The organism is Nocardia sp. CDC519 (genome assembly GCF_059509835.1).
Genome location: NZ_CM183377.1, coordinates 6,009,240 through 6,033,738 on the forward strand (window position 1 = coordinate 6,009,240; position 24,499 = coordinate 6,033,738).

Annotated in this window: 25 protein-coding genes; 14 read left to right on the top strand and 11 right to left on the bottom strand. The window is 68.2% G+C overall.

Annotated elements, in window-relative coordinates:
* The first annotated feature begins 31 nt into the window (after positions 1-31).
* A complete protein-coding gene (locus AC5W7N_RS27245) occupies positions 32-922 on the top strand; it encodes a hypothetical protein (protein ID WP_495922552.1) in 891 nt (296 codons plus the stop codon).
* A gap of 138 nt (positions 923-1,060) precedes the next feature.
* Here AC5W7N_RS27245 and AC5W7N_RS27250 read toward each other — a convergent pair whose 3' ends face one another.
* Complete coding sequence (locus AC5W7N_RS27250) at positions 1,061-2,536, bottom strand: MFS transporter (protein WP_495922554.1); 1,476 nt, start codon at positions 2,534-2,536, stop codon at positions 1,061-1,063.
* A 92-nt stretch (positions 2,537-2,628) separates the two neighbouring features.
* Between AC5W7N_RS27250 and AC5W7N_RS27255 the strand changes: the two genes are divergently transcribed.
* From AC5W7N_RS27255 to AC5W7N_RS27275, 5 genes are all read left to right on the top strand, one after another.
* Positions 2,629-3,315: a TetR/AcrR family transcriptional regulator gene (locus AC5W7N_RS27255; RefSeq protein WP_194990556.1), complete on the top strand. Its 687-nt coding sequence runs from the start codon at positions 2,629-2,631 to the stop codon at positions 3,313-3,315.
* Positions 3,316-3,372: 57 nt separating this feature from the next.
* Positions 3,373-4,353 carry a zinc-binding dehydrogenase gene (locus AC5W7N_RS27260; RefSeq protein WP_495922556.1) on the top strand — a complete coding sequence of 327 codons (981 nt, stop codon included), beginning with the start codon at positions 3,373-3,375 and terminating at the stop codon, positions 4,351-4,353.
* Positions 4,354-4,427: 74 nt separating this feature from the next.
* On the top strand, positions 4,428-5,543 hold the full coding sequence (locus tag AC5W7N_RS27265) for a lycopene cyclase family protein (protein ID WP_495922558.1): 1,116 nt from the start codon (positions 4,428-4,430) through the stop codon (positions 5,541-5,543).
* Complete coding sequence (ku, locus tag AC5W7N_RS27270; protein ID WP_495922560.1) at positions 5,543-6,448, top strand: non-homologous end joining protein Ku; 906 nt, start codon at positions 5,543-5,545, stop codon at positions 6,446-6,448. The genes AC5W7N_RS27265 and ku overlap by 1 nt, the downstream gene beginning before the upstream one ends.
* Before the next feature lie 29 nt (positions 6,449-6,477).
* Entirely contained in the window at positions 6,478-7,008 is a 531-nt protein-coding gene (locus AC5W7N_RS27275) for a GNAT family N-acetyltransferase (protein WP_495922562.1), read from the top strand.
* A gap of 3 nt (positions 7,009-7,011) precedes the next feature.
* On the opposite strand, the gene AC5W7N_RS27280 is transcribed toward AC5W7N_RS27275, so the two are convergent.
* Positions 7,012-7,482 carry a DUF6194 family protein gene (locus AC5W7N_RS27280; protein WP_495922564.1) on the bottom strand — a complete coding sequence of 157 codons (471 nt, stop codon included), beginning with the start codon at positions 7,480-7,482 and terminating at the stop codon, positions 7,012-7,014.
* A gap of 73 nt (positions 7,483-7,555) precedes the next feature.
* Between AC5W7N_RS27280 and AC5W7N_RS27285 the strand changes: the two genes are divergently transcribed.
* The 5 genes from AC5W7N_RS27285 (at position 7,556) to AC5W7N_RS27305 (ending at position 14,224) form a co-directional block, all read left to right on the top strand.
* Positions 7,556-8,266, top strand: a complete 711-nt coding sequence (locus tag AC5W7N_RS27285; RefSeq protein WP_280498718.1) for a MerR family transcriptional regulator — start codon at positions 7,556-7,558, stop codon at positions 8,264-8,266.
* 190 nt (positions 8,267-8,456) lie between these two features.
* Entirely contained in the window at positions 8,457-10,088 is a 1,632-nt protein-coding gene (locus AC5W7N_RS27290) for an ABC-F family ATP-binding cassette domain-containing protein (protein WP_495922566.1), read from the top strand.
* 386 nt (positions 10,089-10,474) lie between these two features.
* Entirely contained in the window at positions 10,475-11,722 is a 1,248-nt protein-coding gene (locus AC5W7N_RS27295) for an ATP-grasp domain-containing protein (RefSeq protein ID WP_495922568.1), read from the top strand.
* 35 nt (positions 11,723-11,757) lie between these two features.
* Positions 11,758-13,734, top strand: a complete 1,977-nt coding sequence (locus tag AC5W7N_RS27300) for a hypothetical protein (RefSeq protein ID WP_194990550.1) — start codon at positions 11,758-11,760, stop codon at positions 13,732-13,734.
* A gap of 283 nt (positions 13,735-14,017) precedes the next feature.
* Positions 14,018-14,224 (top strand): hypothetical protein, encoded by a 207-nt coding sequence (locus AC5W7N_RS27305; RefSeq protein ID WP_163812760.1) that lies wholly within the window; start codon positions 14,018-14,020, stop codon positions 14,222-14,224.
* Between the two features lie 35 nt (positions 14,225-14,259).
* On the opposite strand, the gene AC5W7N_RS27310 is transcribed toward AC5W7N_RS27305, so the two are convergent.
* Together AC5W7N_RS27310 and AC5W7N_RS27315 are read right to left on the bottom strand one after the other, a co-directional pair.
* Positions 14,260-15,126: an alpha/beta fold hydrolase gene (locus AC5W7N_RS27310; protein ID WP_195007386.1), complete on the bottom strand. Its 867-nt coding sequence runs from the start codon at positions 15,124-15,126 to the stop codon at positions 14,260-14,262.
* Between the two features lie 68 nt (positions 15,127-15,194).
* Complete coding sequence (locus AC5W7N_RS27315) at positions 15,195-16,214, bottom strand: crotonase/enoyl-CoA hydratase family protein (RefSeq protein ID WP_495922570.1); 1,020 nt, start codon at positions 16,212-16,214, stop codon at positions 15,195-15,197.
* A 162-nt stretch (positions 16,215-16,376) separates the two neighbouring features.
* On the opposite strand from AC5W7N_RS27315, the gene AC5W7N_RS27320 reads away from it, so the two are divergent.
* Entirely contained in the window at positions 16,377-16,982 is a 606-nt protein-coding gene (locus tag AC5W7N_RS27320; RefSeq protein ID WP_495922572.1) for a TetR/AcrR family transcriptional regulator, read from the top strand.
* Positions 16,983-16,988: 6 nt separating this feature from the next.
* On the opposite strand, the gene AC5W7N_RS27325 is transcribed toward AC5W7N_RS27320, so the two are convergent.
* The 3 genes from AC5W7N_RS27325 to yczE all read right to left on the bottom strand — a co-directional run bounded on the left by AC5W7N_RS27325 (position 16,989) and on the right by yczE (position 19,111).
* Entirely contained in the window at positions 16,989-17,495 is a 507-nt protein-coding gene (locus AC5W7N_RS27325; protein ID WP_495922573.1) for a GNAT family N-acetyltransferase, read from the bottom strand.
* A 78-nt stretch (positions 17,496-17,573) separates the two neighbouring features.
* A complete protein-coding gene (locus AC5W7N_RS27330; protein WP_495922574.1) occupies positions 17,574-18,404 on the bottom strand; it encodes an SAM-dependent methyltransferase in 831 nt (276 codons plus the stop codon).
* 77 nt (positions 18,405-18,481) lie between these two features.
* Positions 18,482-19,111, bottom strand: coding sequence for a membrane protein YczE (gene yczE, locus AC5W7N_RS27335; protein ID WP_194992052.1), 630 nt, complete (start codon positions 19,109-19,111; stop codon positions 18,482-18,484).
* 181 nt (positions 19,112-19,292) lie between these two features.
* Between yczE and AC5W7N_RS27340 the strand changes: the two genes are divergently transcribed.
* A complete protein-coding gene (locus AC5W7N_RS27340; protein WP_163812749.1) occupies positions 19,293-19,961 on the top strand; it encodes a CatB-related O-acetyltransferase in 669 nt (222 codons plus the stop codon).
* Positions 19,962-19,988: 27 nt separating this feature from the next.
* Here the strand turns inward: AC5W7N_RS27340 and AC5W7N_RS27345 are convergent, their stop codons facing one another.
* From AC5W7N_RS27345 to AC5W7N_RS27360, 4 genes are all read right to left on the bottom strand, one after another.
* On the bottom strand, positions 19,989-20,324 hold the full coding sequence (locus tag AC5W7N_RS27345) for a DUF3140 domain-containing protein (protein WP_163812747.1): 336 nt from the start codon (positions 20,322-20,324) through the stop codon (positions 19,989-19,991).
* A gap of 5 nt (positions 20,325-20,329) precedes the next feature.
* Positions 20,330-21,112 (bottom strand): dienelactone hydrolase family protein, encoded by a 783-nt coding sequence (locus AC5W7N_RS27350; RefSeq protein ID WP_495922575.1) that lies wholly within the window; start codon positions 21,110-21,112, stop codon positions 20,330-20,332.
* A gap of 110 nt (positions 21,113-21,222) precedes the next feature.
* A complete protein-coding gene (locus AC5W7N_RS27355; RefSeq protein ID WP_495922577.1) occupies positions 21,223-21,945 on the bottom strand; it encodes an HAD-IA family hydrolase in 723 nt (240 codons plus the stop codon).
* A gap of 133 nt (positions 21,946-22,078) precedes the next feature.
* Positions 22,079-22,894: an SDR family oxidoreductase gene (locus tag AC5W7N_RS27360; RefSeq protein ID WP_194992489.1), complete on the bottom strand. Its 816-nt coding sequence runs from the start codon at positions 22,892-22,894 to the stop codon at positions 22,079-22,081.
* A 342-nt stretch (positions 22,895-23,236) separates the two neighbouring features.
* Here AC5W7N_RS27360 and AC5W7N_RS27365 point away from each other — a divergent pair, with 342 nt between their 5' ends.
* Positions 23,237-24,475: a lipase family protein gene (locus tag AC5W7N_RS27365; RefSeq protein WP_495922579.1), complete on the top strand. Its 1,239-nt coding sequence runs from the start codon at positions 23,237-23,239 to the stop codon at positions 24,473-24,475.
* Positions 24,476-24,499: the final 24 nt, after the last annotated feature.

The window sequence follows — 24,499 nt, forward strand, 5'->3', positions numbered from 1 at the left end:
ACATCGGACTCACTCCGGATGAAAGGCAATCATGGCCACAGCCAAGCACAGGATGATCCACCCGCAGCGGCAGAAGGTCGGGTCGATCGTTGTGGCGGGCGCGGTTCCACTCGTCATGGCGCTCGTCGGCACGGGCACCGCCACGGCCACCACGGCGCCGGCTCAGCCGACGACGATGAGCGGTCACGCGCCGAGCACGGCACCACTCGGCGGTACCGCGGCGGCACCGATCGCCGAGCCGAACGCACCGCAGCAGGCCTCCGACGCGCCGGCCACGGCCCCGGAGGCGCTGACGGCGGCTCCGGGCACCGCACGGCAGTCGGCGGCCGAGCCCGGCGCGCACACCACGCTCGCGTGGTCGCGCCCGGTCCCCGACAAGTCCTACCTCGCGCCCCTCGGCGATCTGCACGCCCCCACGCAGGTGCAGCCGGTCGCGCCCATCGCACCGCCGCCGGGCCAACTGCGTTTCGGTGACGTCGCCATCGAGTCGCCGGCCTGGCTCGACCCCCAGCAGGCCGCGCAGGTCAACGACGGCGCAGCCAACGCCGAGGCCGGCCTGGCGACCTTCCTCGACTCCGTCGGCATGGAACGCAGCCGCTCGGATCGGGTCGCGAGCCAGACCATCGGCGCGGCCGCGGTCGGCGCGGTGGCCGGGGCGAGCGCGAGCACTCCGCTGGCGGCCACCTCGGCCGTCGTCGGCGCGGTCGCCGGTCTGGTCGCCGGAGTGCCGTTCCTGCCCGCCGGACTCGTCGCGGGCCCGATGCTCGGCGCCGCCATCGGCGCCGCGGTGATCGCGGTGCCCGCTGCCGCGATCGGTGCCGCCGCCGGCGCCGCCATCGGTGCCGCCGACGCGCTCGCGGCCCCGCCGCACGGTCAGCCGGTCGAGGCCCAGCCCGCACCGGGCGGGGTCGTCACCTCCTGATCCGGGCGACAACGCCGGAAAGCGACATCCAGCCCCTGCCCGACAGTCGGATTCACCGAGCCGGAGCAACCACTCATCGACTGTGGTGCCCCGGCTGCCTGATCCCGGCTCCGGTCGGGGGCTGGATCGTCGATACCGTCAGCGACCTTTCGGTGTCGCCACCAGGACGATGATCGCCATCGCCACCAGGATGAGGGCGCCGACCGTCGTCGCGGCATGCATCCCGTTCACGAACGATTCCCGCGCGGCCTCGACGATCTCAGGCCGGTCGCCGTCGCGCGCGAGCGTCTCCCCCAGCGTCGACTCGAAGCTCCCGCCCGAGCGGAACACCACCGCCGCCAGTGAGCCGAGCAAGGCCAGACCCAACGCATTGCCGAGTTCGAAGCTGGTCTCCGAGATCCCCACGGCCGATCCCGCGCGCTCGGGCGGCACCGACGACACGGCCACCTCCGACACCAGCGTGAAGGTGATGCCGTAGCCGATACCCGCGATCGCGGATCCAGTGATATACCAGGCCAATCCGCCGTCCACGCCGACGCCGAGCAACATCAGATTGCCGATCGCCGCGGCGAACAACGCCATGGCGAAGGTGATCCGCACCCCGAAGCGGTGCCCCACCGTCGCGCCCGTCATCGAGAAGATGAACACCGCGATCGCCATCGGAATCCCCAGCAGCGCCGCCACCAGCGGATCCCTGCCGGTGACCGACTGCAAGTAGATGCTGGCCAGATAGCTCATCGCGGCCAGCGACATCATCCCGGCCAGGCTGGAGCCGATCGCCACCGAGAACTGGCCGCGACCGAACAGCGCCAGATCCAGCAAGGGCTCGTCGAGGTGGCGCTGCCTGCGTACGAACATCGTCAGCACGATCGCGCCGATCAACCCGATCACCGCGGCCTCGGCGTCGGGACCGTGTTCGGCGGCGTGCTTGACCGCGTACACCAGCGGCAGGATGCCGCCGATGGACAAGGCCACACTCGGCAGATCCAGCGGGCCGAGCGAGTTGGCGCGATGTTCGGGCAGCAGCACCGGCGCGAGCGCGAGCAGGATCAGCAGCACCGGCACGTTGATCAAGAACACCGAACCCCACCAGAAGTGGTGCAGCAGCACCCCGCCGATGATCGGGCCCACCGCCGAGCCGCCGGCGAAGAACGCCGTCCACACCCCGATCGCGGTGGCGCGCTGTTTGGCGTCGGCGAACAGCGTCGAAATCAGTGACAAGCTCGACGGCAGCAACGTGGCACCACCGATGCCCATGAGCGCCCGCGCGGCGATGAGCACACCCGCGCTCGGGGCGAAGGCCGCCACGGCCGAGGCGATACCGAAGACGGTCGCGCCGGCCAGCAGGATGCGCCTGCGCCCGATCCGGTCGCCGAGATTGCCCATGGTGATGAGCAGGCCCGCGATCAGGAAACCGTAGATGTCGAGAATCCAGAGTTGTTCGGAGGCCGAGGGGTCCAGATCGACGGTCAGCGTGGGCAGCGCGAGGAACAGCACCGAGACGTCCATCGACACCAGCAGCACCGGCAATACCAGCACCCCGAGGCCGAGCCAGGCCCGCCGCGGGGCCACGCTCGAATCCGGGGCGGGCCGCACCGCCTCCACGTTCGTCATCCACCGATTCCTCTCGCTGACGCGTACGACGTACGCATGAAGTCCGGGTACAGTGTACGCATCCTGGCCGGACATCGAAAGGCAGTCATGGGATGACCGAGCCGAAGCTCACAAAAGCGGCCATCGTCGACGCGGCGATCGAACTCGCCGACAGCGACGGGCTCGAGGCGCTGTCGATGCGCCGGATCGCCGATCGTCTCGGCGTCGGCGCCATGTCGCTGTATCGGCACGTCACCAACAAGGACGAGCTGATCGCGGCGATGACCGACGAGGTCGCCGGCCGCTACCCGTATCCGTCGACCGCCGAACGCGACTTGACCTGGCGTGACCGCGTCCGGATCGCCGCCGAGATCGATTGGAATCTCTACCAGCAGCATCCGTGGGTGCTGCTGACCTTCGCGGTGCCGCGCTACAGCTTCGGCCCGAGCAGCATGGGGTGCCTGGCGTGGCTGGTCGAGGGCTTCCGCGAATTGAACGTCAGCACCCACGAGGCGACCCAGATGGCTTTCGCGGTCTGGAACTACATCTCGGGCGCGACCCTGCCGCATATCAGCTCGGCGCTGCTGACCAGCAAGGGCCTCGACTCCGATGACGAGAACGGTTTGCGCGCGCTGCTGGCGGGCCGTCCGCTGCATCCGGTGCCGCCCGCGCTGGCCGAGCTCGAGGGCGCCGACGACGGCCGCTTCGCCCAGGTCGACCTGCTCCAACTCGGTCTGGACGCGCTCTGCGACGGCTTCGCCGCGCGCGCAGCGGCCCGGGCCGGCCACGCATCGGATTGACCTGAACAACACTTCAGGTTGCAGGCTGGGTTCCGACCCCGATCATCAGGAGCCGCCATGTACGCCATCCGCCTGCACGCTTTCGGTCCGGCCGAGAATCTGCGCTACAACACCGTCCCCGATCCGGTACCGGGCCCCGGCCAGGTCCGCGTCGCGGTGGCAGCCGCCGGAGTCCATCTCGTCGACACCGCGCTGCGCCGCGGCGAGCCCGGCCCGTACCCGATTCCCGAGCTGCCGACGATTCCCGGCCGGGAGGTGGCGGGCACCGTCGATCGCGTCGGCACCGACGTCGATCCGGCGTGGCTCGGCAAGCCGGTGGTCGCGCATCTGGGCGCGGTACCGGGCGGCTACGCCGAGCTCGCGGTGACCGATGTCGCCCGGCTCCACGATATTCCGGCGAATCTCGACGCCGCGGCCGCGGTGGCGATCATCGGTACCGGGCGCACCACCATGGGCATTCTGCAATTCACCGATCTCGGCCCGGACGATGTCGCGATCGTGACGGCAGCGGCGGGCGGCATCGGCACCTTGCTGGTGCAGTACGCGAAGAACGCGGGCGCGACGGTGATCGGGCTGGCCGGTGGGCCGGCGAAAACCGAGCTCGTGCGCGCCAACGGCGCCGATATCGCGCTCGACTACCGGCAGGCGGACTGGCCCGATCGGGTGCGAGATCGCCTCGGCGGGCGGCAGGCGACGGTGCTGTTCGATTCGGTCGGTGGCCCGATCACCCCCGCCGCGCTCGACCTCCTCGGCCCCGGCGGACACCACGTGATCTACGGGTGGTCCAGCGGCGAGCCGGCGCGGATCGGTGACGCGGAGGCCGAGCGGCGCGGTATCCGCTCCGAGACGGTGGTCGGCCCGCCGATGCTCGAACGGGTCGGCGGCGATATCCGGGTGCTGGAAAAGCGCGCGATGGCCGAGGCCGCCGCCGGACGCTGGAAGCCAGCGGTGACCCGCTTCCCGCTGGCGGAGGCGGCCGCCGCGCACCGCGCGCTGGAGAATCGCGAGACCACAGGGAAGGTCGTCCTCGAACCCTGACCGGCGTCGCGCTCCCGGCGGCTCCATAGGCTGCAGGCGTGGGCAGCGCGGCGACTACTGGGCCATCGGGTGGCATGACGGCACGAACGGACGTCGTCGTCTGCGGACTCGGCCCGGCAGGACGAGCGCTCGCCCATCGTTGTCTGGCGCACGGACTCTCGGTCGCGGCGGTGGATCCCGCACCCCGGCGGCAGTGGACGGCTACCTACGCCGCATGGGCGGACGAACTCCCCGAATGGCTCGATCCCGGGGTGATCGCGGCGACCGTCGATCGGCCCGTGGCCTGGGGCGCACGCGAGCACCGCCTCGAGCGCCGATACGTGGTGCTCGACTCCGAGCGGCTGCGGTCGGCACTCGATATCACCGGCTCCCGCGTGCTCGCCGATCGTGCCGTGCGACTCACCGCTCACACCGTGACGCTGGCCTCGGGAACAGTGCTGCGAGCCGAGCGGGTCATCGATGCGCGCGGGCTGGCACGGGCCTCGTCGCGAGCCGAGCAGACCGCCTTCGGTGTGGTCGTCGCGGCCGAGCGGGCCGCCGGTGTCGAGCCCCTGTTCATGGACTGGCGTCCGGACAACGGCGCACCGGCCGAGGCGCCCCGATCCTTCCTCTACGCGGTACCGCTGGGCGCGGGCGCGATGCTGATGGAGGAAACCTGCCTCGCCGGGCGCCCGGCCCTCGGCCAGACCGAGCTGGCGGCACGGTTGCATCGGCGTCTGCGTGCCCGCGGCATTCGCCTCGACGGCGGCGAGCGCGTCGAGCGGGTGCGGTTTCCCGTCACCGGTGCCAGGCCGGGCCGTTTCCGCTTCGGTGCCGCGGGCGGGTTCATTCATCAGGCCACCGGTTACAGCGTGGCCGCGGCACTGACCGCGGCCGACGCCGTGGTCGCGGGCGGTTCACCCGCGCCGCCGGCAGCGCGCGTGGTCCACGGTTTACGCGAGGCGGGATTGCGGGCACTGCTGCGGCTCCCACCGGCCGATCTTCCCGTTTTCTTCGACACCTTTTTCGACCTGCCCGAGGAATGGCAACGCGCGTACCTGTCGGGCCGCACCGATGTGACCGGGACCGCCGCGGCCATGGGCACGCTGTTCGCGCGGCTACCGGCGCGGCTGCGGACCCGAATCGCGGCAGCGACACTCCGGTTACCGTTTGACGAGCGAGGTCGCCGAGATTCGTCCATGATGGGGTGATGCGGTCAATCTGGAAAGGCTCGATCGCGTTCGGGCTGGTGAACGTCCCGGTGAAGGTATATACCGCCACCGAGGACCACGACATCCGCTTTCATCAGGTCCACGCCAAAGACGGCGGACGGATCAAATACGACCGGGTCTGCACGGTGTGCGGGAAATCGGTGCAGTACGCCGATATCGACAAGGCCTATGAATCGCCAGAGGGCGACAAGGTGATCCTGACCGACGAGGATTTCGCCAAGCTTCCGGTGGCGGAGAAACACGAGATCCCGGTCCTGCAATTCGTGCCGAGCGATCAGATCGACCCGATCCTGTTCGACAAGACCTACTACCTCGAACCCGATTCGAACACCCCAAAGGCCTACGTGCTGCTCGCGGCGACCTTGGAGCGCATCGAACGCACCGCCCTCGTGCACTTCACCTTGCGCCAGAAAACCCGGCTGGCCGCGCTGCGGGTCCGTGACGGCATGCTCGTCCTGCAGACGCTGCTGTGGCCCGACGAGGTGCGTTCGGTGTCGTTCGAATCGCTGGAGAACGCGACCAAACCGCGTCCGCAGGAAATCAAGATGGCCGAGACACTGGTCGATTCCATGTCGGAGGATTTCGATCCGAGCGAATTCACCGACGAATACCAGATCGAACTCAAACGGGTGCTCGACGAGGCCATCGCCAGCGGCACCGGCAAGGTCCCCGAACAACCCGAGGCCGAACCCGTCGCCCAGGACGCCGAGGTCGTCGACCTGGTCGCCGCGTTGCAGCGCAGCCTGGAAGCCAGCGGGCGCCGCACCGAGGACGGCAAGAAGCGGGCGCCGGCGAAGAAGACCGCCGCTAAGAAGGCCGCGAGCAAACGCGCCCCCGCCAAGAAGACGGCGGCCAAGAAGACCGCCACCCGCAAAGGCGCCTGACTCGCGCATACTCCTGGCAAACTGATCGCATGGACCCCGCCATCGCGATCGTCCCCATGGGCCTCGGCCACCTCCGTCAGGTCCTCGACCTCGGACACGAGGTCTACGACACCTCGGTCAAGCCCTACACCTCCTGGTCGCTGACCTCGGTGGCCGAGCATCTGGACAGCCCGGACAACGCGTGCTGGGTGGCGGTCGACTCCGACCGGGTAGTGGGTTTCGTGCTCGGCTCGATGGAATTCGAGCTGCGCGACGACTGGGGCTATCTGGAATGGATCGCCGTGGCCCCGGATATGCAGGGCCACGGCATCGCGGGCAGGCTCGTCGACGCGTGCTGCACCGCGCTGTTCGCCCGGGGTGCCCGCCGCATCGTCACCGATGTGGAATCGAGCAACGAGGCCTCGGCGAAACTCATGCAGCGCAACGGTTTCGACGCGGCGACCACCATCACCCTGTTCGTCCGCGCCGATCCCGCCGCACCCGAGGTGGACGCCGACTCCCCCGGCCTGTCGCCGTCGACCAAACGCACCCTGGCCCGCACCGGCCGCCTGCGCCGCTGACACTCAGCCCGGCGCCGCCGCGCGGCGCTCATATCGCGCCCGCGCCCGCTCGTAGGCGTCGCGAAGCAGCTCGCGTACGGTCTCGCCGGTGCGCGGCCCCGGATTCACCACCGCCACCCAACCGGCGCCGGCGTAGACGGGGTGCGCGAGCACGGTATCGCCGGCGGCGAAGTCGGTATCGGGGTCGATCTCACGCGGCGAACCGCCGGTCCAGGCGGTGAAGGCCTCGCGGCTCACCGCGATATTGACCCGGAACGCCCCCGGCCGGTCCAGGTCCGATTTCTCGTCGCCCGGATAGTTCTTGGTGACGATCGTGGCGAACGGCTGGGTCGTGGCCGGGACTTCACCGCTGGGTGAGTAGTAGAAGAACAGGTCACCCCAGGCGATCTCGGGCGAGCCGTCGCCGGGCCCTGGCCGCAACGTCAGGACACCGTCCAGGCCCGCCACATAGTCGATGATCTCGTCGATGCTCATGCATTCCAGCGTTTCATTAAAGTGCTTGTGGAGACCTGGCCGAGCATCTGCGCTGTTGGACAAGGAACGCATCGTGGAAACCCTGCACTCGCCCTTGCGAACAGTCGACGTCGCGCGCCGCGCGGGCTACTCCGTTCAGCAGGTGCGCAAGCTCGAGCACCACGGCGTGCTGCCGCCGGCGGCTCGCACGGAATCGGGGTATCGCACCTACGACGAGATACACCTCCGCTCGGCGCTCGCGTATCGGGCACTGGCCGCAGGTGTCGGCCCGGTGGAGGCCAAACGGATCATGCGTGCGGTGCACCGCGCACCACTGCCGGAAGCCCTCGCCCTGCTCGACGACGCGCACGCCCGGCTCGCCCGCGAACGCACCGAGCTCCGGTTGGCCCGCGCCGCCGCCGAGGCGATCTCGGCCGAACCGATCGCCGAGGTCACGGAGTCGGATGCGATGTCGGTCGCGGAACTGGCCGATGCGCTCGGCGTCCGCAAGTCCGCCCTGCGCCACTGGGAGGCGGAAGGACTCATCAGTGCGGACCGGAGCACCGCTCGGGGCGCCCGCCGCTACTCGCCCGCTCAGGTCCGCGACGCGCGGATCATCCACCAGCTCCGCAACGCCGGATACCGCATCGACACCCTGCGAACGCTGGTGCCGAATCTGCCACGCGCCCATCACAACGACGCCATCGCCGCCGCGCTCGACGCCCGCGAGGCGAGCATCACAGCACGTTCTCGCGCCCTGCTCGACGCCGCCGCGGCCCTCGCCGACGTCATCGCCCTGGCATAATCCGGTTGACGCGGCAGCTTCGGTTGCTATCGTCGAGCGGAAGTCATCGCATTCAGGGAGTACCGGCATGGTAGGTGAACTCGACATCTCCGGGGTTACCCGGCTCTGACGGCCACCAGCAGGCGCGCGGCGCCGCTGACGTGGCCATGTCGCCGTTCGTCTACCCATCCCTTCACCCGAGGACTCGTACATGTCCGATGCGTTCATCGTCTGCTCCGGCCTGAGCTTCACCTGGCCCGACGACACCCCCGTCTTCACCGACCTGTCGTTCAGCATCCCCCGCGGCCGCACCGGCCTGGTCGCGCCCAATGGCTCGGGCAAGAGCACGCTGCTGCGCCTCATCGCCGGTGACCTGCGCCCGAGCAGCGGCACCATCGCCGTCGACGGCGTGCTCGGCTACCTGCCGCAGACCCTGCCACTGACCGGCGATCTCACCGTCGCCGAAATCCTCGGTATCGCACCGGTATTGGCGGCCCTGGAAGCCGTCGAATCCGGCGACGCCAGCGAGGAACACTTCACCACCATCGGCACCGACTGGGATATCGAGGAACGCACTCGCGCCCAGCTCGACCGCCTCGACCTCGGCGACGTCGCGTTCACCCGCCGCTCCGGCACGCTCAGCGGCGGCCAGATCGTCTCGCTCGGCCTCGCGGCCCAACTGCTGCGCAGACCCGACGTGCTGCTGCTGGACGAGCCGACCAACAACCTCGATCTCGCCGCGCGCCACAAGCTCTACGACGTGCTCGGCGACTGGGGCGGAACCCTGCTGCTGGTCAGCCATGACCGCGCCCTGCTCGACCGGATGGACCGCATCGCCGAACTCCATCGTGGCGACATCCATTTCTACGGCGGCACTTTCAGCGACTACGAGGCCGCCGTCCGCGCCGAGCGCGAGATCGCCGAGAAGAACATCCGCTCCGCCGAACAGGAGGTCAAACGGGAGAAGCGGGAATTTCAGCAGGCCAGGGAACGCGCCGCCCGCCGGGCGAGCACGGCCGCCAGGAATCTGGGTAACGCCGGGCTGCCCAAGATCTTCGCGGGCACCATGAAGCGCAATGCGCAGGAGTCGGCGGGCAAGGCCGACGGCACGCACAGCGCGCGCGTGGCGGCGGCCGAGAGCAGACTCGACGAAGCCGGCCGCGCCCTGCGCACCGAACAGAAGATCAGCCTCGAGCTGCCCGATACCGATGTTCCTGCCGGGCGCACCGTATTCAGCGGGCAAGGGCTGCGGCTGCGGTTGGGCGAGCGGGAGATCTTCGCCGGCGGCGGCATCGACCTGCTCATCCGCGGGCCGGAGCGGATCGCCTTGACCGGCCCCAATGGAGCGGGCAAATCCACTGTGCTGCGGATGATCCGCGGTGACGTGGATCCCGATGCCGGGTCGATCACCCGCGCCGATGGCCGCATCGCGTACCTGTCGCAACGGTTGGACCTGCTGGATCCGCACCGAAGCGTCGCCGAGAACCTGTCCGCGTTCGCCCCGGACCTACCCGACGCGCGGCGCATGAATCTGCTGGCCCGCTTCCTGTTCCGCGGCTCGCGCGTGCACCTGCCGGTCGGTGCGCTCTCCGGCGGTGAACGGCTACGCGCCACCCTCGCGTGCGTGCTGTTCGCCGAGCCGGCGCCGCAATTGCTGCTGCTGGACGAGCCGACCAACAACCTCGATCTGGTGAGCGTCGGCCAACTGGTCAGCGCGCTGGACGCCTATCGCGGCGCGTTCGTCGTGGTCAGTCACGACGAACGCTTCCTCACCGATATCCGGGCCCAGCGCAGGCTGCACCTGTCCGACGGCCTGCTGCGCGAAGTCGCCGTCTCCGATTGATCGGTGCCGGGGGCGCGAGGCCGCCGCGCCCCCGGCCACCGGCAGGCGGTCGGAGGTCTGCGACATCCCGCACCACCGGATATCGAGACGTTCGCAAGAGCGCCCATAGGACGGCGACAGTTTGGGAACGCAACGATCCGGGTACTCGTGTGAATGGCGACAATACGGAGGGTAGGTCCATGAATCCCAGCCCCCAGAACGGGTTTCGATCACGCACGCGGCCTTCCCCTCACCAGTGCAGATGAGGATGCCGGCCGACGAGAGAACCAGGCGAACAGGGCGCGCACACTTCTGAACAGGCAGAACACGTCTGCCGGAGGTCGCTGCCGGAGCCGAGAAACGGCCGAGAGATCAACCGATCTCGCACGGCCAAGAGGGGACGAGATTTGTCGATTGCAGCACAGGAACCGAAAGGCCGAAATACCGACAAGGGATACGTTGCCCTGCTGGGCTGGAGTTTGAACGCCGTCGAGGCGGTCGACCGCTTCGACCGGCGATACGTGGTAGTCGCTCCGGAATGGATCGAAGACTACTGCGCAGAAAACGGAATACCGTACATTCCGTGGAACTTCGAACGTCTCAACGACCGTTCGATGGAGATCGCCGATACGCTGCGCGATATGGGTGTGGACGTGGCGATCCCGATCTTCGAGGAAACCGTCGAATGGGCGGGCGCGATCAACGCGGTGCTGATGGACAATCCGCGGCTGTTCGGCCAGGCCATGCTGCTGCGCGACAAGGCGCTGATGAAGCGTCGCGCCCAGCTCGGCGGCATCCGGGTCGGCATCTTCGAGGAGGCCCATGAGCGCGACGACGTCGTCCGCTTCCTCAAGCGCGTCAACCAGACCCTACTCAAGCTCGACGGCGATCCGAACGACCCGATCCACATCAAGGCCTTCGACAAGGCAGGCTGCCTCGGCCATCGGGTGATCAGGACACCCGACGAGATCGACACGATTCCCGACGAGGATTTCCCGCTACTGATGGAGTCGCACCTGGACGGGTGGGAGTTCGCGGTGGAGGCATGGATCCACAACGGCAAGATCCGCTTCCTCAATATCTCCGAGTACGTCACGCTCGGCTATTCGGTGTTCGTGCCCGCGACGCCGGAGCTCGAGCGATACCGGCCGGAGATCACCCGGCAGGTCGAAAAACTGATCAAGACCTTCGATATCGAATTCGGCTTCGTGCACCCCGAATACTTCGTCACCAGCGACGGCGAAATGTACTTCGGTGAGGTCGCCTACCGTCCGCCCGGATTCAAGGTCTTCGAACTTCTCGAACGCACCTACGGCTTCAACGCCTACCATGCCCTGGTCCTCGCCTTCGACCCCAAGACCACCGAGGAAGAGATCGAGGCCTTCTTCCCCCGCGAAGTGGTTGATGCCAAAGGGCATGCCGGATGCTTCGGCGTGTATCCGCGACGGCGCGTGGTGAGCCATCTGTCCATGCCCGAGGAAACCGAGGATCATGATTACTTCGAATCACACGAGCTCACCTCCCCGCTGTCGGAGAAGGTCACCAAGCGCACGGCGTTCGGGAACCATTGGGGCCTGTTGTATTTCTTCGGCGACGACCCGTACACCCTGCGGGACCTGCTGAAGCGACAGGAAGAGCTCGACTTCTATATCTGATCCCGGCCTCGGCCCGGATCACGGGAGGATCCTGATTGAATCAGCTCAGCAGCGACGGGGCATCCTTGGAACGGCGTCTGGCCACCTTGGACCATGCCATCCGATCGCTCACCGACGCAGGCGATTTCGGCAAGCAGGTCAAGTTGCCGCGGACCTTCGACGCGCTGCGGCGAGTGCTCGCACTGCCGGGCGGCTGCGCCGCGGTGCGCGCGCGGGCAGCCGAGTTGGAGAACGCGGGCCTGTTCCTCGGCACCGACTGGGCCTCGCCGCAGATCTTGATCCCCTCACTGAGCACCGGCTCGCTGCGCAGCCCGAACGCCGACACCGCGGTGCTGGAGACGGTGAGCAACCTGCGCCTGCTCGCCGTGGCCAAGGGTGACTACTCACACCCGCTGATCACCGCCGAACAGGCCGACAGCCACCTCTCGCAGGTACTGGCGATCAACCTGTCGCTGCTGTTCACCCCGCCCACCGAAGCCGAACGGACCCAACAGGGCCGGATGGCACAGGTGACGCGAGAACTGCTGCACCATCTCGTGGCCGAGGTCGGCTACGAGAAGGTGCTCGAGCATCTGGTCGACGAGATCTGGCGGATCCTGCGCCAACGGCCCATTCAGGTCGACGCGGTCAAACGCATGATCACCCAGATCGCGGTCGCGCGCGCCAACCCCGATATCGACCTCGGCGCCGGCGCGCTCGGCGCGGACCGGCTGATCAGCAGCCTCTACGGAACCACCGACGCGTGCCGGGAAGATCCTGGCGTCGACATCTATCGCGAACGCCTGGAAACGATGGATGACAGCGCTCTGCAGTACGAAGCCTCGGGGTTCGCGCGCTCGATGCACGACACCGGACTCGTCTCGCCCTATCACGCCGTGCTACTGCGTCATCTGCTGGAGAAGGGCGACTATCTCCTCGCCGAGGCGATGGGATTGTCCAGCACCGGCCGCGACTGCCTGCTCTGCTATCACGAACTCGTGCACAGCCTGATCGACGAAGCGGTGCAGGTCGAGACCGCGCAGTGCATCTACGGGCTGGCACTGCTGCTCGAGCGCGGCATCCTCTATCAGCCGCCGGTCGCCCCCGCGCTGTGGCGCCAGATCGGCCTACAGCTCTCACCGACGTCCCGGCAACGGTTGAGCCGGGTGTTCGGGCCCACCCCCGACGCGCGGGTGTGGCTGTTGGCGGGAGTGCTGTCGATGCTCGGCCTGCCGCTGGGCATCGGGCAGGGCGACAACCCCACCTGCCAGTCGGCGCGCGCACTGTCCATGTGGGCCTACAACGATCCCGACTATCTGCTGCACGCGGTGACGTGGGCGGCCCGCGACGACGAGATCGTCATGCACTTCGAGGGCACCCCGATCTCCTCCCGCGACGACAGTGCCGGTGCCGCCGCGGGGCCGCCGATCGACCTCGATCCGGTCTCGGTGCTGGTGGTCCCGCATCTGGACCGCATCTACGCCGAGATGGGCAGGCACTGCCTTGGCCGTGACGGCGATCCGCACCGGTGGATCAATCCCGAGTTCCACGGCTGGTGGTCCGGACGCGGTTTCCGCATCAATGTCGACGTCGCCACCGGCAATCTGACCGACCTCGATGATTTCCTGCGCCACTTCTATGCCAGCTACCACCCCTTCTACAACGGCAACCAGCCCTTGATCCACCCGCAACCGGCCGGCATCGCGGTGACCGACAGCGCGGCCCGGTTCGTCGGCTGGCATGCCATCACGGTGCTACGGGTGAATCTGGATCCGCAGGAACAAATGCGGGTCTATTTCTTCAACCCCAACAATGACAGCGGCCAGGACTGGGGCGACGGCGTCATCGTCGGCACCGCTGGCCACGGTGAGCGTTTCGGGGAAGCATCGCTGCCGTTCGAACAATTCGCCTCGCGGCTCTACATCTTCCACTTCGACCCGCTGGAACCGGGCGAATCCGCCTCCGTCGATCGCGACGAACTGGACCGGGTGATCGGCTATGTCCATCGCAGTTGGGGCGCGGACCGGATCTAGGGCCATAGACAACGCGGGCGAGCCCGTCGACTCACCGCGATTGCCGATCGTGTGCTGATCACCCGGCGCACCCCCGAGACCGGCCCGGGCGGAGAACTCGTGCTCACAGTGCCCCTCGCGGCCTCGGGAGGGTCACCACCGATGGGGAGACCACGCGCCCGAAACCGTGCTATGCGCAAGGCTTCTCGCCCAACACACCGATACGGCTAATCGCCGATCTCCGTCGTTATGCCGGATTTGCCGGTATGTTACTTACAGCAACTAGACGGTCGGGAGCGTTGACGTGGGTGCTGTGTCGGATTCCTATTTCAATGGTCCGTGCCCAGGGGCGGCACAGGCGCAACTCGTCGGCGAATTCTCCGACCCGCATTTCCGGCGGCTGATGCGGCTGACCGTCGACCTGTCCCCGGAATCGCAGGAACTGCTCGCGGGTTTCGCCCGTCGCTTTCGCGCCTCCGAGGGCCTGCTACCCGACCCGCTGGGGGAATAGGCGCGCTCACCCCGCGATCGAGCGCGCCACGTGCTTCATCGTTCGTCGAGTACCTCGCGCAGCTTCTTCGCGAACGCCTCCGGCTGCCCGGCGTAGCCGTACTGACCGCCCATGAAGCCACCGTGATGGCTCGGGAACACCGTCGCCTGCTGGCCGAGCAGTTCGGCCGTCGCCACCGCGGTGCGGCCGGTCATGACTCCGAGCGACTCCTCGCCGACGGCTATCACGATGCGGGTCGGCGCGGCGGCGAGGGCCTCGACGTCGGGACGGTAGCTCGACACCGCCCAGGACCGGTCCGACAGCAGCGGATCCTCGCGCGCACCGTCGTCGTCGGTGGGCAGCCCGAACTGCGCGGGATCGGCAGCGGGTTGCGCGAAATAGTCCTCGGTGAATTCACCCCGCCACGACGTCATCGCGAGGAAATCGGCCATCCCCGCGCCGAAACCCCGCGCCCGGTACGCCTCGAACGTCCGGGCTCGCGCCCGTTCGGCGGCAGCGGCATCGGGCAGCACCGCCAGCAGCGGCGGCTCGTGCGCGACCAGCGTCGACACATCGCCGGGATGGGCGGTCACCAGCGCGAGCGCGGTGATCGCCCCGCCGCTGCTGGCGAAGAGCTCGACCGGGCCGGCGCCGAGGCTCTCGATCAGCGCGTGCACGTCCTCGGCTTGCACCGTCGGCGAATGGTCGATCCGGCCATCCCTGCGGGTACTGCGGCCGAGACCGCGCGGGTCGTAGGTGATCACGGTGCGATCGGGAAACTGTTCGACCAAGGCTGCGAAGCCGGTGGCATCCATCGGCTGAGCGATCAAGACCAGTGGCGCGCGGCCGTCGGCCGTGGGCAGCGGGCCGTGCACTTCATAGGCGATGTCGGCGTCACCGGTGTCGAGAAAACGTGTCGTCATACCGATAGTGACGGCCTGGACCGGGCGAATTCATCGCGGGCCGGCAGCCGAAATCGCGCGTGCACGCCTCAGCGTTCGAACTGCGCTCGCTTGTGGTCGCCGAACGGCTCGTCGCGCTCGCGCACCGCCTCCCGGAACCCGACGGTGGCGGCACGCAACTGAAAGGCGTAGCCCTCACGGGTGTGCCGGGAGATACCGTCGAACACCGTGCTGATCATGCCGGAGTTGGCCACACCCTGCGCGTACAGCGCCGAGTTCAACGCCAGCTTCGCCATCATCAGCTGGTTGACCGGCATCCGGGCGATCCGCTCCACCAGCGCCTCGGTGCGTTCGTCGAGCTCGTCGGCCGGGCAGGATTCCACCGCGAGACCCCATTCCTCGGCCTGCTTGCCGCTGAGGGAATCGCCGGTGAACAGCAACCGCTTGGCCCGCTGGTCACCGAGCCGATGCGCCCACATGCCGCCGGCCGGAATGCCCCAGGTGCGGGTGGGCGGATAACCGATCTTGGTGTCGTCGGCGCAGATGATCTGATCGGCGTACAGCGCGATATCGGTGCCGCCGGCGATGGCGAAACCGTGCAGCTTCGCCACCGTCGGCTTGTTCGCCTGCATGAGGCTGGCGAAGCCCCGGTTGAACCGGCTCATCATCGCGTAGTCGATCATCGGATCCCAGGTGCCCCACGGGTTGTGGTTGACTCCGTTGACCACCGGATCCACCACCGTGCCCGCCACCTCATCGCGCCCGCCGGCCGGTGAGAAGCCCTGTTCGGCGAACATATCGAGGTCATAGCCGCCGCAAAAGCCCTTTCCGCGCCCCGACAGCAGGATGACGTGCACGCGGGGATCCAGATCCGCGCGTTCCACCGCGTCCGCGAGATCACGTGGGGTATCGGGGGTGACGGTGTTGCCCTTCTCGGGCCGGTTGAAGGTGAGCCGGGCGATGCGGCCGTCGCGCTGGTAGGTCAGCGTCGGATACTCGTGCTCATCGGCGGGTTCGGGCCTATCCCGCCAGGGTGAGTCCGGCCCTTCGGTCCAGTTCTCATACCATGCCGCCGGCCGGGTGCCGGAATGTGATTGCTTGTCGGACAAGGCTTTTCCTTTCACAGGTGCGAACGCTGGCGCCGAGGACGGAGCGTCGAGCATCGGTGTGGGCGATTCGCCGTCACCGAGCAGCCTGACGCACGACCGGGTTGACAGTCAATAGTGACCGTGAAATTCTTGCGTCGACCACCGCACCGAGGGGATACCGCGATGCCCACCCGCGAGCAGCAGCGCAGCGCCACCCGCGCACGCATTTTGGAGGCCGCGACCCGGCTGCTGGTCGAGCGCGGTTACGCGGGTTGGTCCACGCTGGCGGTGCAGCACGCGGCCGGGTTGAGCCGCGGCGCCCTGCTGCACCACTTCCCCACCCTCGACACCCTCACCGCCGCGCTGGTGGAGCATCTGGTCGAGCTCAATGAACACGCCGCGCAACAGGCCGCCGCAGCACCCGGCGCGAGCGCCGACCCCATCGAACGCACGCTGACCGCGCTGCTCGAGACGATGACTCGACCGGCGGCTCGAGCCGAACAAGAACTCTGGGCGGCTGCGCGTACCGACCCCACCCTCGCAGCCGTCCTGCGTGAATCCGAACGGCGCGCCGGGCGCGATCTGCACCGCGTCATCGACACTCTGTTCGGTCCCGAGCTCACCGCGCACCCCCGCTACCCCGCCATCCGCGACCTCACCATCACCCTGCTGCGCGGCGTGACTGCCGCGCGTCCGCTACGGACCGGCGCCCATGGCGAGACCCGCACGCTCGGGTATTGGGCGGACACGATTCGCACCCTGATCGCGGCCGACGCCGGCCCCGGCTGACCAGCCCTACACCGCCTGCAAGAACCAGTCCAGCGTGCCCTCATCCGGATCGTCGGTGGTGTGGTGGTAGGCGAAACCGACCCGGTGCGCGACCGCCACCGATGCCTTGTTGGCCGGGTCGATCCGCAGCACGGCCTCATCGGCCAGATCGCGCGCGGCGATATAGCGGCAGGCCAATACCACCGCGCGGGCGGCAATGCCGCGGCGGCGGAACTGCGGATAGATGCCGTAGGACACGTTCGCCTGTCGGTCTGCCAGGAAATCCTGATCGACCTGGATGTCGAGCGTCCCCACCAGCACACCGTCGTCCAGTGCCGCGATCGCGAAGGTCTTGTTCGGGCCGTCGGCCTCCCATTCGGCCGCACGACGCCGGAAGTGTTCGGTCACGGTGGCGAGTGTGCCCTGACCACCGTCACGCCATCGGGCCGACTCCGCGTCCTCCCCCGCCAGATGCGCCTGCGCATCGGCCACCGTGATCGGCCGGAGCCCGATCACCCCATCAGATATCAACACGTGATCATGATCAGCGCAGACACGCCGCTCGGACAAGTGCCGAGACGGCGCGCCGCCTCGAGAAGTGCCGAAAGTCCCTTACGGTTTGCGCGCCAGACCGGCGACGATCAACTGATCCCATACCGTCAGTTCTCTTTCCGGCGTACCGATGGTGGAGACCGAGGTGTCGGATTCGCCCGGCGCATCGGGCCGCCACAGCACCGCGGGCACGATGCCCGGCTCCAGGATCTCGAGATCGCCGAACAGGGCACCGATCTCGTCGTCGGTGCGCCAGCGGCCGCGGCCGAACGTCGATTGCAGCTTCTGCTCAGCGGCTTCGGTCTCGGCATTGCCGCCGGACCGGAAGTGCGAGATGAAAATCTGGCTACCGGAGGGGATCTGGTCGCGCCAGTACGACACCACCCCGCTGGGATCCTCATCGTCGTTGAGGTGGTGCAGGATCGCGCTGAACACGACCGCGACCGGTTCGTCGAAATCGATCAGCCGCGCCACCTCGTCGCTGTCGCGGATCCGCTCCGGCTCACGCACATCCGCTTGCACCACGGTCGTGTTGTCATCGGTGGCAAGCAGGGCGCGCCCGTGGGCGAGCACGATGGGATCGTTGTCGACGTAGACCACCTTGGCGCCGTCGGTGTAGCGGGCCGCGATCTGATGCACATTGTCGGCGGTCGGGAGCCCGCTGCCCAGATCGATGAATTGCCGCACACCGCTGCGCGCGATATCGCGCACCGCGCGCACCAGGGCCTGCCGGTTACCGAAGGCGATGGACACCGAGCCGGGCAGATTGATCTTGAAATGGTCGCCGATCTCCTGATCGACGGGGTAATTGTCCTTCCCGCCCAGCAGGTAGTCGTACACCCGCGCGATGCTGGGCGTGTTCGGATCCACCACGCTCGCACTGTCGTTCATCACGCTCTCCCATCAACGGAGATCTCTCCCGTGCGCACATCGTAGGCGCTCGGGAAATCTCGTGCAGCCACAACCCTTTACGCGGTTGCGGGCACCGGATCCGATTGCGGGGCGGGCTCGTCCCGAAACCCGGGCAGCCACCGATCGGCCACCGGAATCAGCACCTGGATCAACGGCCCGATGCCGAAGGCGTAGACCAGGGTGCCGAGACCGACCGAGCCGCCGAGCAGCCATCCGGTGACCAGCACCGTGACCTCGATCGTGGTGCGCACCGCCCGGACCGACAGCCCGGTGCGCCGGACCAGGCCCGTCATCAGGCCGTCACGCGGGCCCGGCCCCATACCCGCTCCGATGTAGAGCACCGTGGCGACGGCGTTGAGCACGACCGCCGCGACCATGGCACCCGCCTGCACGGGCAGTGATTCCCATTCCGGCAGCATCCACAACCCGGCGTCGACCGACACCGCGAGCACCACGACATTGCTCACCGTGCCCAGCCCGGGCCGCTGCCGCAACGGAATCCATGCCAGCAGGACCGCGATCCCCGTCAGCGCGGTGACCATCCCGAAGCTCAGCGGCACGTGCTCGGCCACGCCCTGATGAAACACATCCCAGGGATCCAAGCCGAGCCCTGCCCGCACCATCACGGCCATGGAGAACCCGTACAACCACAAACCCGCGTACAACGCGATCAGCCGACGCACCATCGGTCCAGCTTGACCCACAACTGGACCTATGCCCAATAGCCAGATCTCGGCCACTGGCCCGCCAACTGGATACTTACGAAAGGGCCAGTCCGCCGGCCCCGAGTTGCTACGACGCTACCGGGAATCGACCGACCGCATCGGCACAGGCCGCGGCGCACGCACGCAAACTAGGCTCGCTGCGGTGTCGACTATTCCTGATCCCACGACCCGCTTCCCGCTGCCGCACACCGACCGCACGGTCTTCCTCGCACCGCACATCACCTCCGACAGCATCGAAGTCGGCGACTACACCTATTTCGACGATCCGCACGCGGCCACCGAGTTCGAAACGAACAACGTGCTCTATCCGTTCGGCCCGGAGAAACTGATCATCGGCCGCTACTGCGCCATCGCCACCGGCACCCGCTTCATCATGGCCGGCGCCAACCATCCGACCCATGGGGTGTCCACCTTCCCGTTCACCATCTTCGGCGGCACCTGGGCCGAGCAGACCATGGACATCATCACCTCGATCCCCAGCCGCGGCGACACCGTGGTCGGCAACGACGTCTGGTTCGGCTACAACAGCCTGGTGATGCCCGGCGTGCGGATCGGTGACGGCGCCATCATCGCCACGGGTGCCGTCGTCACCGGCGACGTCGCCCCGTACACCATCGTCGGCGGCAACCCGGCACGCACCGTCAAGCAGCGCTTCCCCGACGACGACATCGACCGATTGCTGCGTGCGGCCTGGTGGAACTGGCCGGTCGAGCTGGTCACCGAGCACGTGCGCACGATCATGGCGGGCACACCCGAGCAGATCGAGAAGATCGCCCGCGAGAACGGGCTCCTGGCCGCAACGGCGAGCTGAACATCCGGATCCGGCGTCCGCCGCTGATCAGGGAGCCTGCAACGGGTCGTGGCCCAGGGACATCAGCCGGTGCCGGAACTGGGCGTCACCCGCGACCGGTTCCAGATCGGCGCGGCGCGCAGCGGTGACTTCATCCACCACGTATCGCATGGTCGCGACGTCGTCGGCGGTGAGGTCGGTCCGGCGTTTACCGAGGATGGCGAGTACCTGCCTGCCGATCTCGGGGCCGGACCGGTCCGGTTCCCGTTCGGCATGCGCACCCGACGCCTCGGTGCGTAGCCAGTCGCGCAGGGCGTGCGACGACATGTTGACCACGCGGTGGAATTCGTTCCAGAGTTCGTCGTCGACCTGAGTCTCGGCCATCGGTCTCACCTCGCTGCTCGGCCTGGCTGAACTTCCGCGGTTGATGCTGCGGCGGTACCCGGTGGAGCGCGCGTGAAACCGCCGGTCCGCATCGAGGCAGCGGTGTCCGGGCGATCACAGCGGCGGCGGCGCGGCCGGTGCGGTGCCCAGATGGCGGAGGAACCAGGCAGCGGCGAGTTCGGCCGCCTGGTCGAGCGTTCCTGGTTCTTCGAACAGATGGTGGCGCCCGCCACGATCTCCAGTCGCGGTGTGATCGTCATGTGACGCATCGCTTGCCGGTTGAGGTCGAGGACCTGATCGTCGGCGCCGCCGACGATCAGCAGCGTCGGTGCCCGCACTCGGGTGAGCGTATCGCCGGCCAGATCCGGTCGCCCACCCCTGGAGACGACGGCATGGATGATGGCGGGCCGATCGGCGGCGGTGAGCAGCGCGGCCGCCGCGCCGGTACTCGCACCGAACAGCCCGATCCGGTGCCGGCAGGTGGCCGGCTGCCCCGTCAGCCAGTCGACGGCTCCGGCCAGGCGCCCGGCGAGCAGCGGCATATCGAACCGCAGCGCACGGGTGCGCCGATCGAGGTCGTCCTCCGCCGCGGTCAGCAGATCGAGCAACACCGTGCCGAGGCCTGCCCGCCGCAGTACCGCGGCGACCTGCCGGTTGCGCGGGCTGTGCCGCCCGCTGCCGCTGCCGTGCGCGAAAACCACCACGCCGCCATCGCGTCTCGGCAGCCAGACATGTCCGTCCAGCCCGACCTCGTCGATCGGAATCCGCACCTCTTCGTCGACGAACACGTTTCCTCCTGCGCTGGCGGCCACCATGCGACGCCGGCACGGCCGCATCCGGGCGCAAAGACCTCCTACCCGCAGCACTACCCGCGATCGTCGGGTCCATGCCGCGGCGGTCATCGCATCCATGGTCTCGTCCGCGGGCGCCGCCAGCCCCGGTTCGCCGCGGGCGGAGAAGGCGGTAGCAGCGGGAACACGCCGTAGCGGGTCGCGAGTTCCTCGGCGGTACGGCCGGCGTTGCCGTGCAGGATCCCGTCGATGCCTGCCCGCCCGGCGCCGTCGATATTGTGCGGCAGGTCATCGATCAGCAGGGCGTCGGCCGGTTCGACACCGAGTTCGCGACAGGCCAGTCGAAAGATCTCGCGACTGGGTTTGCGCAGTCCGACTTCGGTGGACACGACTACCACATCGACGAGGTCGTCCAAGTCGTAGCCGTCGAAACAACCGCGGCCGAGGGAATTCGACACCAGCGCGACCGGATGCCCTGCGGCTCGCAGGCCCGCGACGAGCTCGAACATCTCATGTTCGGGGGCGAGTTCGGCCCGGATCCTCCGCAGCAGCCCATGGGGTTCGACTCGGCCCCCGTGCCGGATCAGCGCACCGGCCAGTACCAGTTCGAACTGTTGATCGCTGCACGCGCCCGCCTCGAATGCCGCACAGCTCGAGCGAACCACCGGATCGCCGACGATCAGCCGGATCGGTAGGTCCGGATCGACGCCGATGCGTGCCCCGAAGGCCCGGAAGGCGGCCGCTACACTGGTGGTGAGGACGCCGCCGAAGTCGACGAGAATCGCCTTGCGCCGCTGCGGTTTCGGCATGTGCTGATGAGCTGTCGACAAATCGGTGTTCCTTCCTCGGCGCCCGGCGGGCTCGCCACACACCATCTCCGCGGCTCGGCCGCGCCGAACTGCTCGACGGATTCCGGCGTGCGCGCACGGGGGTTCCTGCCTGCGCGCAGGCGCAGGCGCCGTATCAGCCGACCGCGAGTAGTGATGCCTGGTAGCGGCGCATACCCCCGAGCCAGCGATCGTAGTCGGAGGCCTTCTGCCGATGCATCTCGCCGACCTCGGGGTGCGGCAGGATCAGGAAACGTTCGTCGCCGATGGCGTCGAGCACCTGAGCGGCGACGTCTTCGGGCCGCAGCACCGCGCCGGCCTCGGTGACCGCGCGCGCGGCCGCCGCTCCCCAGCGGTCCCCGGATTCCACTCCGGCCTGCAACATCGCGGTGTCGACACCCATCGGGCACAGACAGCTCACCCGGATTCCCTTGTCGCCGTAGGTCACACTGAGCCATTCGGCGAAGGCGACCGCGGCATGTTTGGTCACCGAGTAGTCGGCGGCCCCGATCTGGGTCAGCAGGCCTGCGGCGGATGCGGTCGAGACGAAGTACCCCTCGCCACGTGCGACCCATCCCTCGACCAGCAACCGCGCGGCCCGGACATGAGCCTGGACGTGGACGTCGAAGGCCAGCCGCCAGCCCTCGTCATCACCGAGGCCGGCACGGCCGGGGATGCCCGCATTGGCGAAATACAACTGGACCGGGCCGAAGCGGTGCTCGGCGGCGGCGATGAGTTCGCGCAGGTAGTTCTCGTCGGCGACGTCGCCCGCCACCGCTACCGCGGCGTCCGGCCGGATCGCGCACAGCTCGTCCGCCACCTGTCCTGCGGCGTCGCCGTCGAGATCCGCGGCGACGACGTGTGCGCCGGCATCCACCAGGCGCGCGCAGATCGCGGCGCCGATGCCACGGCCGGCGCCGGTCACGATGGCGGTCTTTCCGTTGACCTTCACTTGGGTTCCTTTGTGAGAAGACGAATGCCGGCAGACCGGCGGGGATCGTGGGCGCATCGCAACGAGGTGCCGACGACAGCGAGTCGCGATCACCTGGCGCCAGCGGTGTGAACATGACGTCAGCTTCAAAGAAAGTAGCCGCTCACCCCCTCACGGTCAAGACTTCACCACGCAATGCGGTCCATTACAGCTCAATCAACTCAAAGTCAAGTATTGTGAATCATCTGTGAGCGATGTTTCATGACTGTGGCGCCACCATAGCCCAGTCGTCTGGGTCCATCGTTCGGGTTCGCCCGTGTCGCGTCGAACCCGTTCTCAGCCAGAAACATTCGAGGAGAATCCATGACACGCACCCGCCGCCGAGCGCGGTCCGCACTTGCCGGGCGGCTGGCGAAGCTCACCGCCGCTATCGCGCTCGCCGCGAGCACGCTCGCGGGGATCGGCGCGGCGAGCGCCGAGGAGCAGCCTGCCGACAGCACTCCCCCCGGGGGCGCCACATCCGGCGGCGCCCCCGGTGACGTAGTCAGCGCGGAACCCTATTCCTTCAAGGTGGTGCCCGGCCTGCCGACGCCGACCAAGGCGTGGAAGATCTTCTACCACTCGACCGACGCCCTCGGGCGGCCCAACGTGGTGTCCGGCACCGTCATCGTGCCCGAGGACGGCAAGACCGGAACCCGGCCGCTGGTGACCTACGCGGTCGGGACCGTCGGCATGGGCGATCAGTGCGCGCCGTCCGCCACGTTCATCCAGGGCAAGAACCTGGAAGGAATGTCGGTCGGCGAGCTGCTGACGCGCGGCTGGGCGGTGGCCGTCACCGACTACCCAGGCCTCGGCACGCCCGGCGATCACCCCTATCTCGTCGGCCGTTCCGAAGGCACCGCCGTCCTCGACGCCGCGCGCGCCGCCCAGCGCCTGCCGGAAGTGCAGCAGGCGGGTGTGAGCTCGGCCTCGCCGGTCGGCATCCTCGGCTATTCACAAGGTGGTCAGGCCAGCGCGTGGGCCGCCGAACTTGCCGGCGAATACGCCCCTGAGCTTCAGGTGAAAGCCGCGGCGAGCGGCGGCGTTCCCGCCGATGTGCTCAAAGACGCCCTCGACAAGGACGGCAGCGGCGGTAATCCGGCGGCCTCGCTCATGGTCGCGATCGGCCACGACACTGCCTACCCCGAGCTCGACCTCGACTCGTACCTGACGCCGCAGGGCCGCGATCTCGTGCAGCAGCTGCGTGGCGGCTGCGTGCTCGACAATATCCGGGCCGGCGAAGGACATTCCATGGACGAGGTACTGGCACGTAATCCGCTCGACAATCCCCAGTGGCGGCAACGGCTCGGTGAGAACCGTCTGGGTGGCCGCACTACCGGCTTCCCACTCTACCTGTTCCACGGAACCACCGACCAGGTCGTTTCCTACGGTCTCGGCGAACAACTGCGCAGCGATTGGTGCGCCAGCGGAAATACCGTCGAATGGCATTCCTACCCGTTGGCCGATCACGCGGGCGCGGTCCTGATCGGCGGCGACGACGCCGTGAACTGGCTCGGCGACCGCTTGGACGGTAGAGCCGCCCACGGCAATTGCGGTTCCTGATCAGCTGAGCAGACCATCCGGCCC

Coding starts and splice junctions, on each gene's coding strand:
- AC5W7N_RS27255 (WP_194990556.1), top strand. CDS start 2,629: ATGACCGAGCCGAAGCTCACAAAAGCGGCCATCGTCGACGCGGCGATC.
- AC5W7N_RS27245 (WP_495922552.1), top strand. CDS start 32: ATGGCCACAGCCAAGCACAGGATGATCCACCCGCAGCGGCAGAAGGTC.
- AC5W7N_RS27250 (WP_495922554.1), bottom strand. CDS start 2,536: ATGACGAACGTGGAGGCGGTGCGGCCCGCCCCGGATTCGAGCGTGGCC.
- AC5W7N_RS27330 (WP_495922574.1), bottom strand. CDS start 18,404: ATGAACGACAGTGCGAGCGTGGTGGATCCGAACACGCCCAGCATCGCG.
- AC5W7N_RS27345 (WP_163812747.1), bottom strand. CDS start 20,324: ATGGCCGAGACTCAGGTCGACGACGAACTCTGGAACGAATTCCACCGC.
- AC5W7N_RS27265 (WP_495922558.1), top strand. CDS start 4,428: ATGACGGCACGAACGGACGTCGTCGTCTGCGGACTCGGCCCGGCAGGA.
- AC5W7N_RS27310 (WP_195007386.1), bottom strand. CDS start 15,126: ATGACGACACGTTTTCTCGACACCGGTGACGCCGACATCGCCTATGAA.
- AC5W7N_RS27290 (WP_495922566.1), top strand. CDS start 8,457: ATGTCCGATGCGTTCATCGTCTGCTCCGGCCTGAGCTTCACCTGGCCC.
- AC5W7N_RS27320 (WP_495922572.1), top strand. CDS start 16,377: ATGCCCACCCGCGAGCAGCAGCGCAGCGCCACCCGCGCACGCATTTTG.
- AC5W7N_RS27280 (WP_495922564.1), bottom strand. CDS start 7,482: ATGAGCATCGACGAGATCATCGACTATGTGGCGGGCCTGGACGGTGTC.
- AC5W7N_RS27260 (WP_495922556.1), top strand. CDS start 3,373: ATGTACGCCATCCGCCTGCACGCTTTCGGTCCGGCCGAGAATCTGCGC.
- AC5W7N_RS27365 (WP_495922579.1), top strand. CDS start 23,237: ATGACACGCACCCGCCGCCGAGCGCGGTCCGCACTTGCCGGGCGGCTG.
- AC5W7N_RS27275 (WP_495922562.1), top strand. CDS start 6,478: ATGGACCCCGCCATCGCGATCGTCCCCATGGGCCTCGGCCACCTCCGT.
- ku (WP_495922560.1), top strand. CDS start 5,543: ATGCGGTCAATCTGGAAAGGCTCGATCGCGTTCGGGCTGGTGAACGTC.
- yczE (WP_194992052.1), bottom strand. CDS start 19,111: ATGGTGCGTCGGCTGATCGCGTTGTACGCGGGTTTGTGGTTGTACGGG.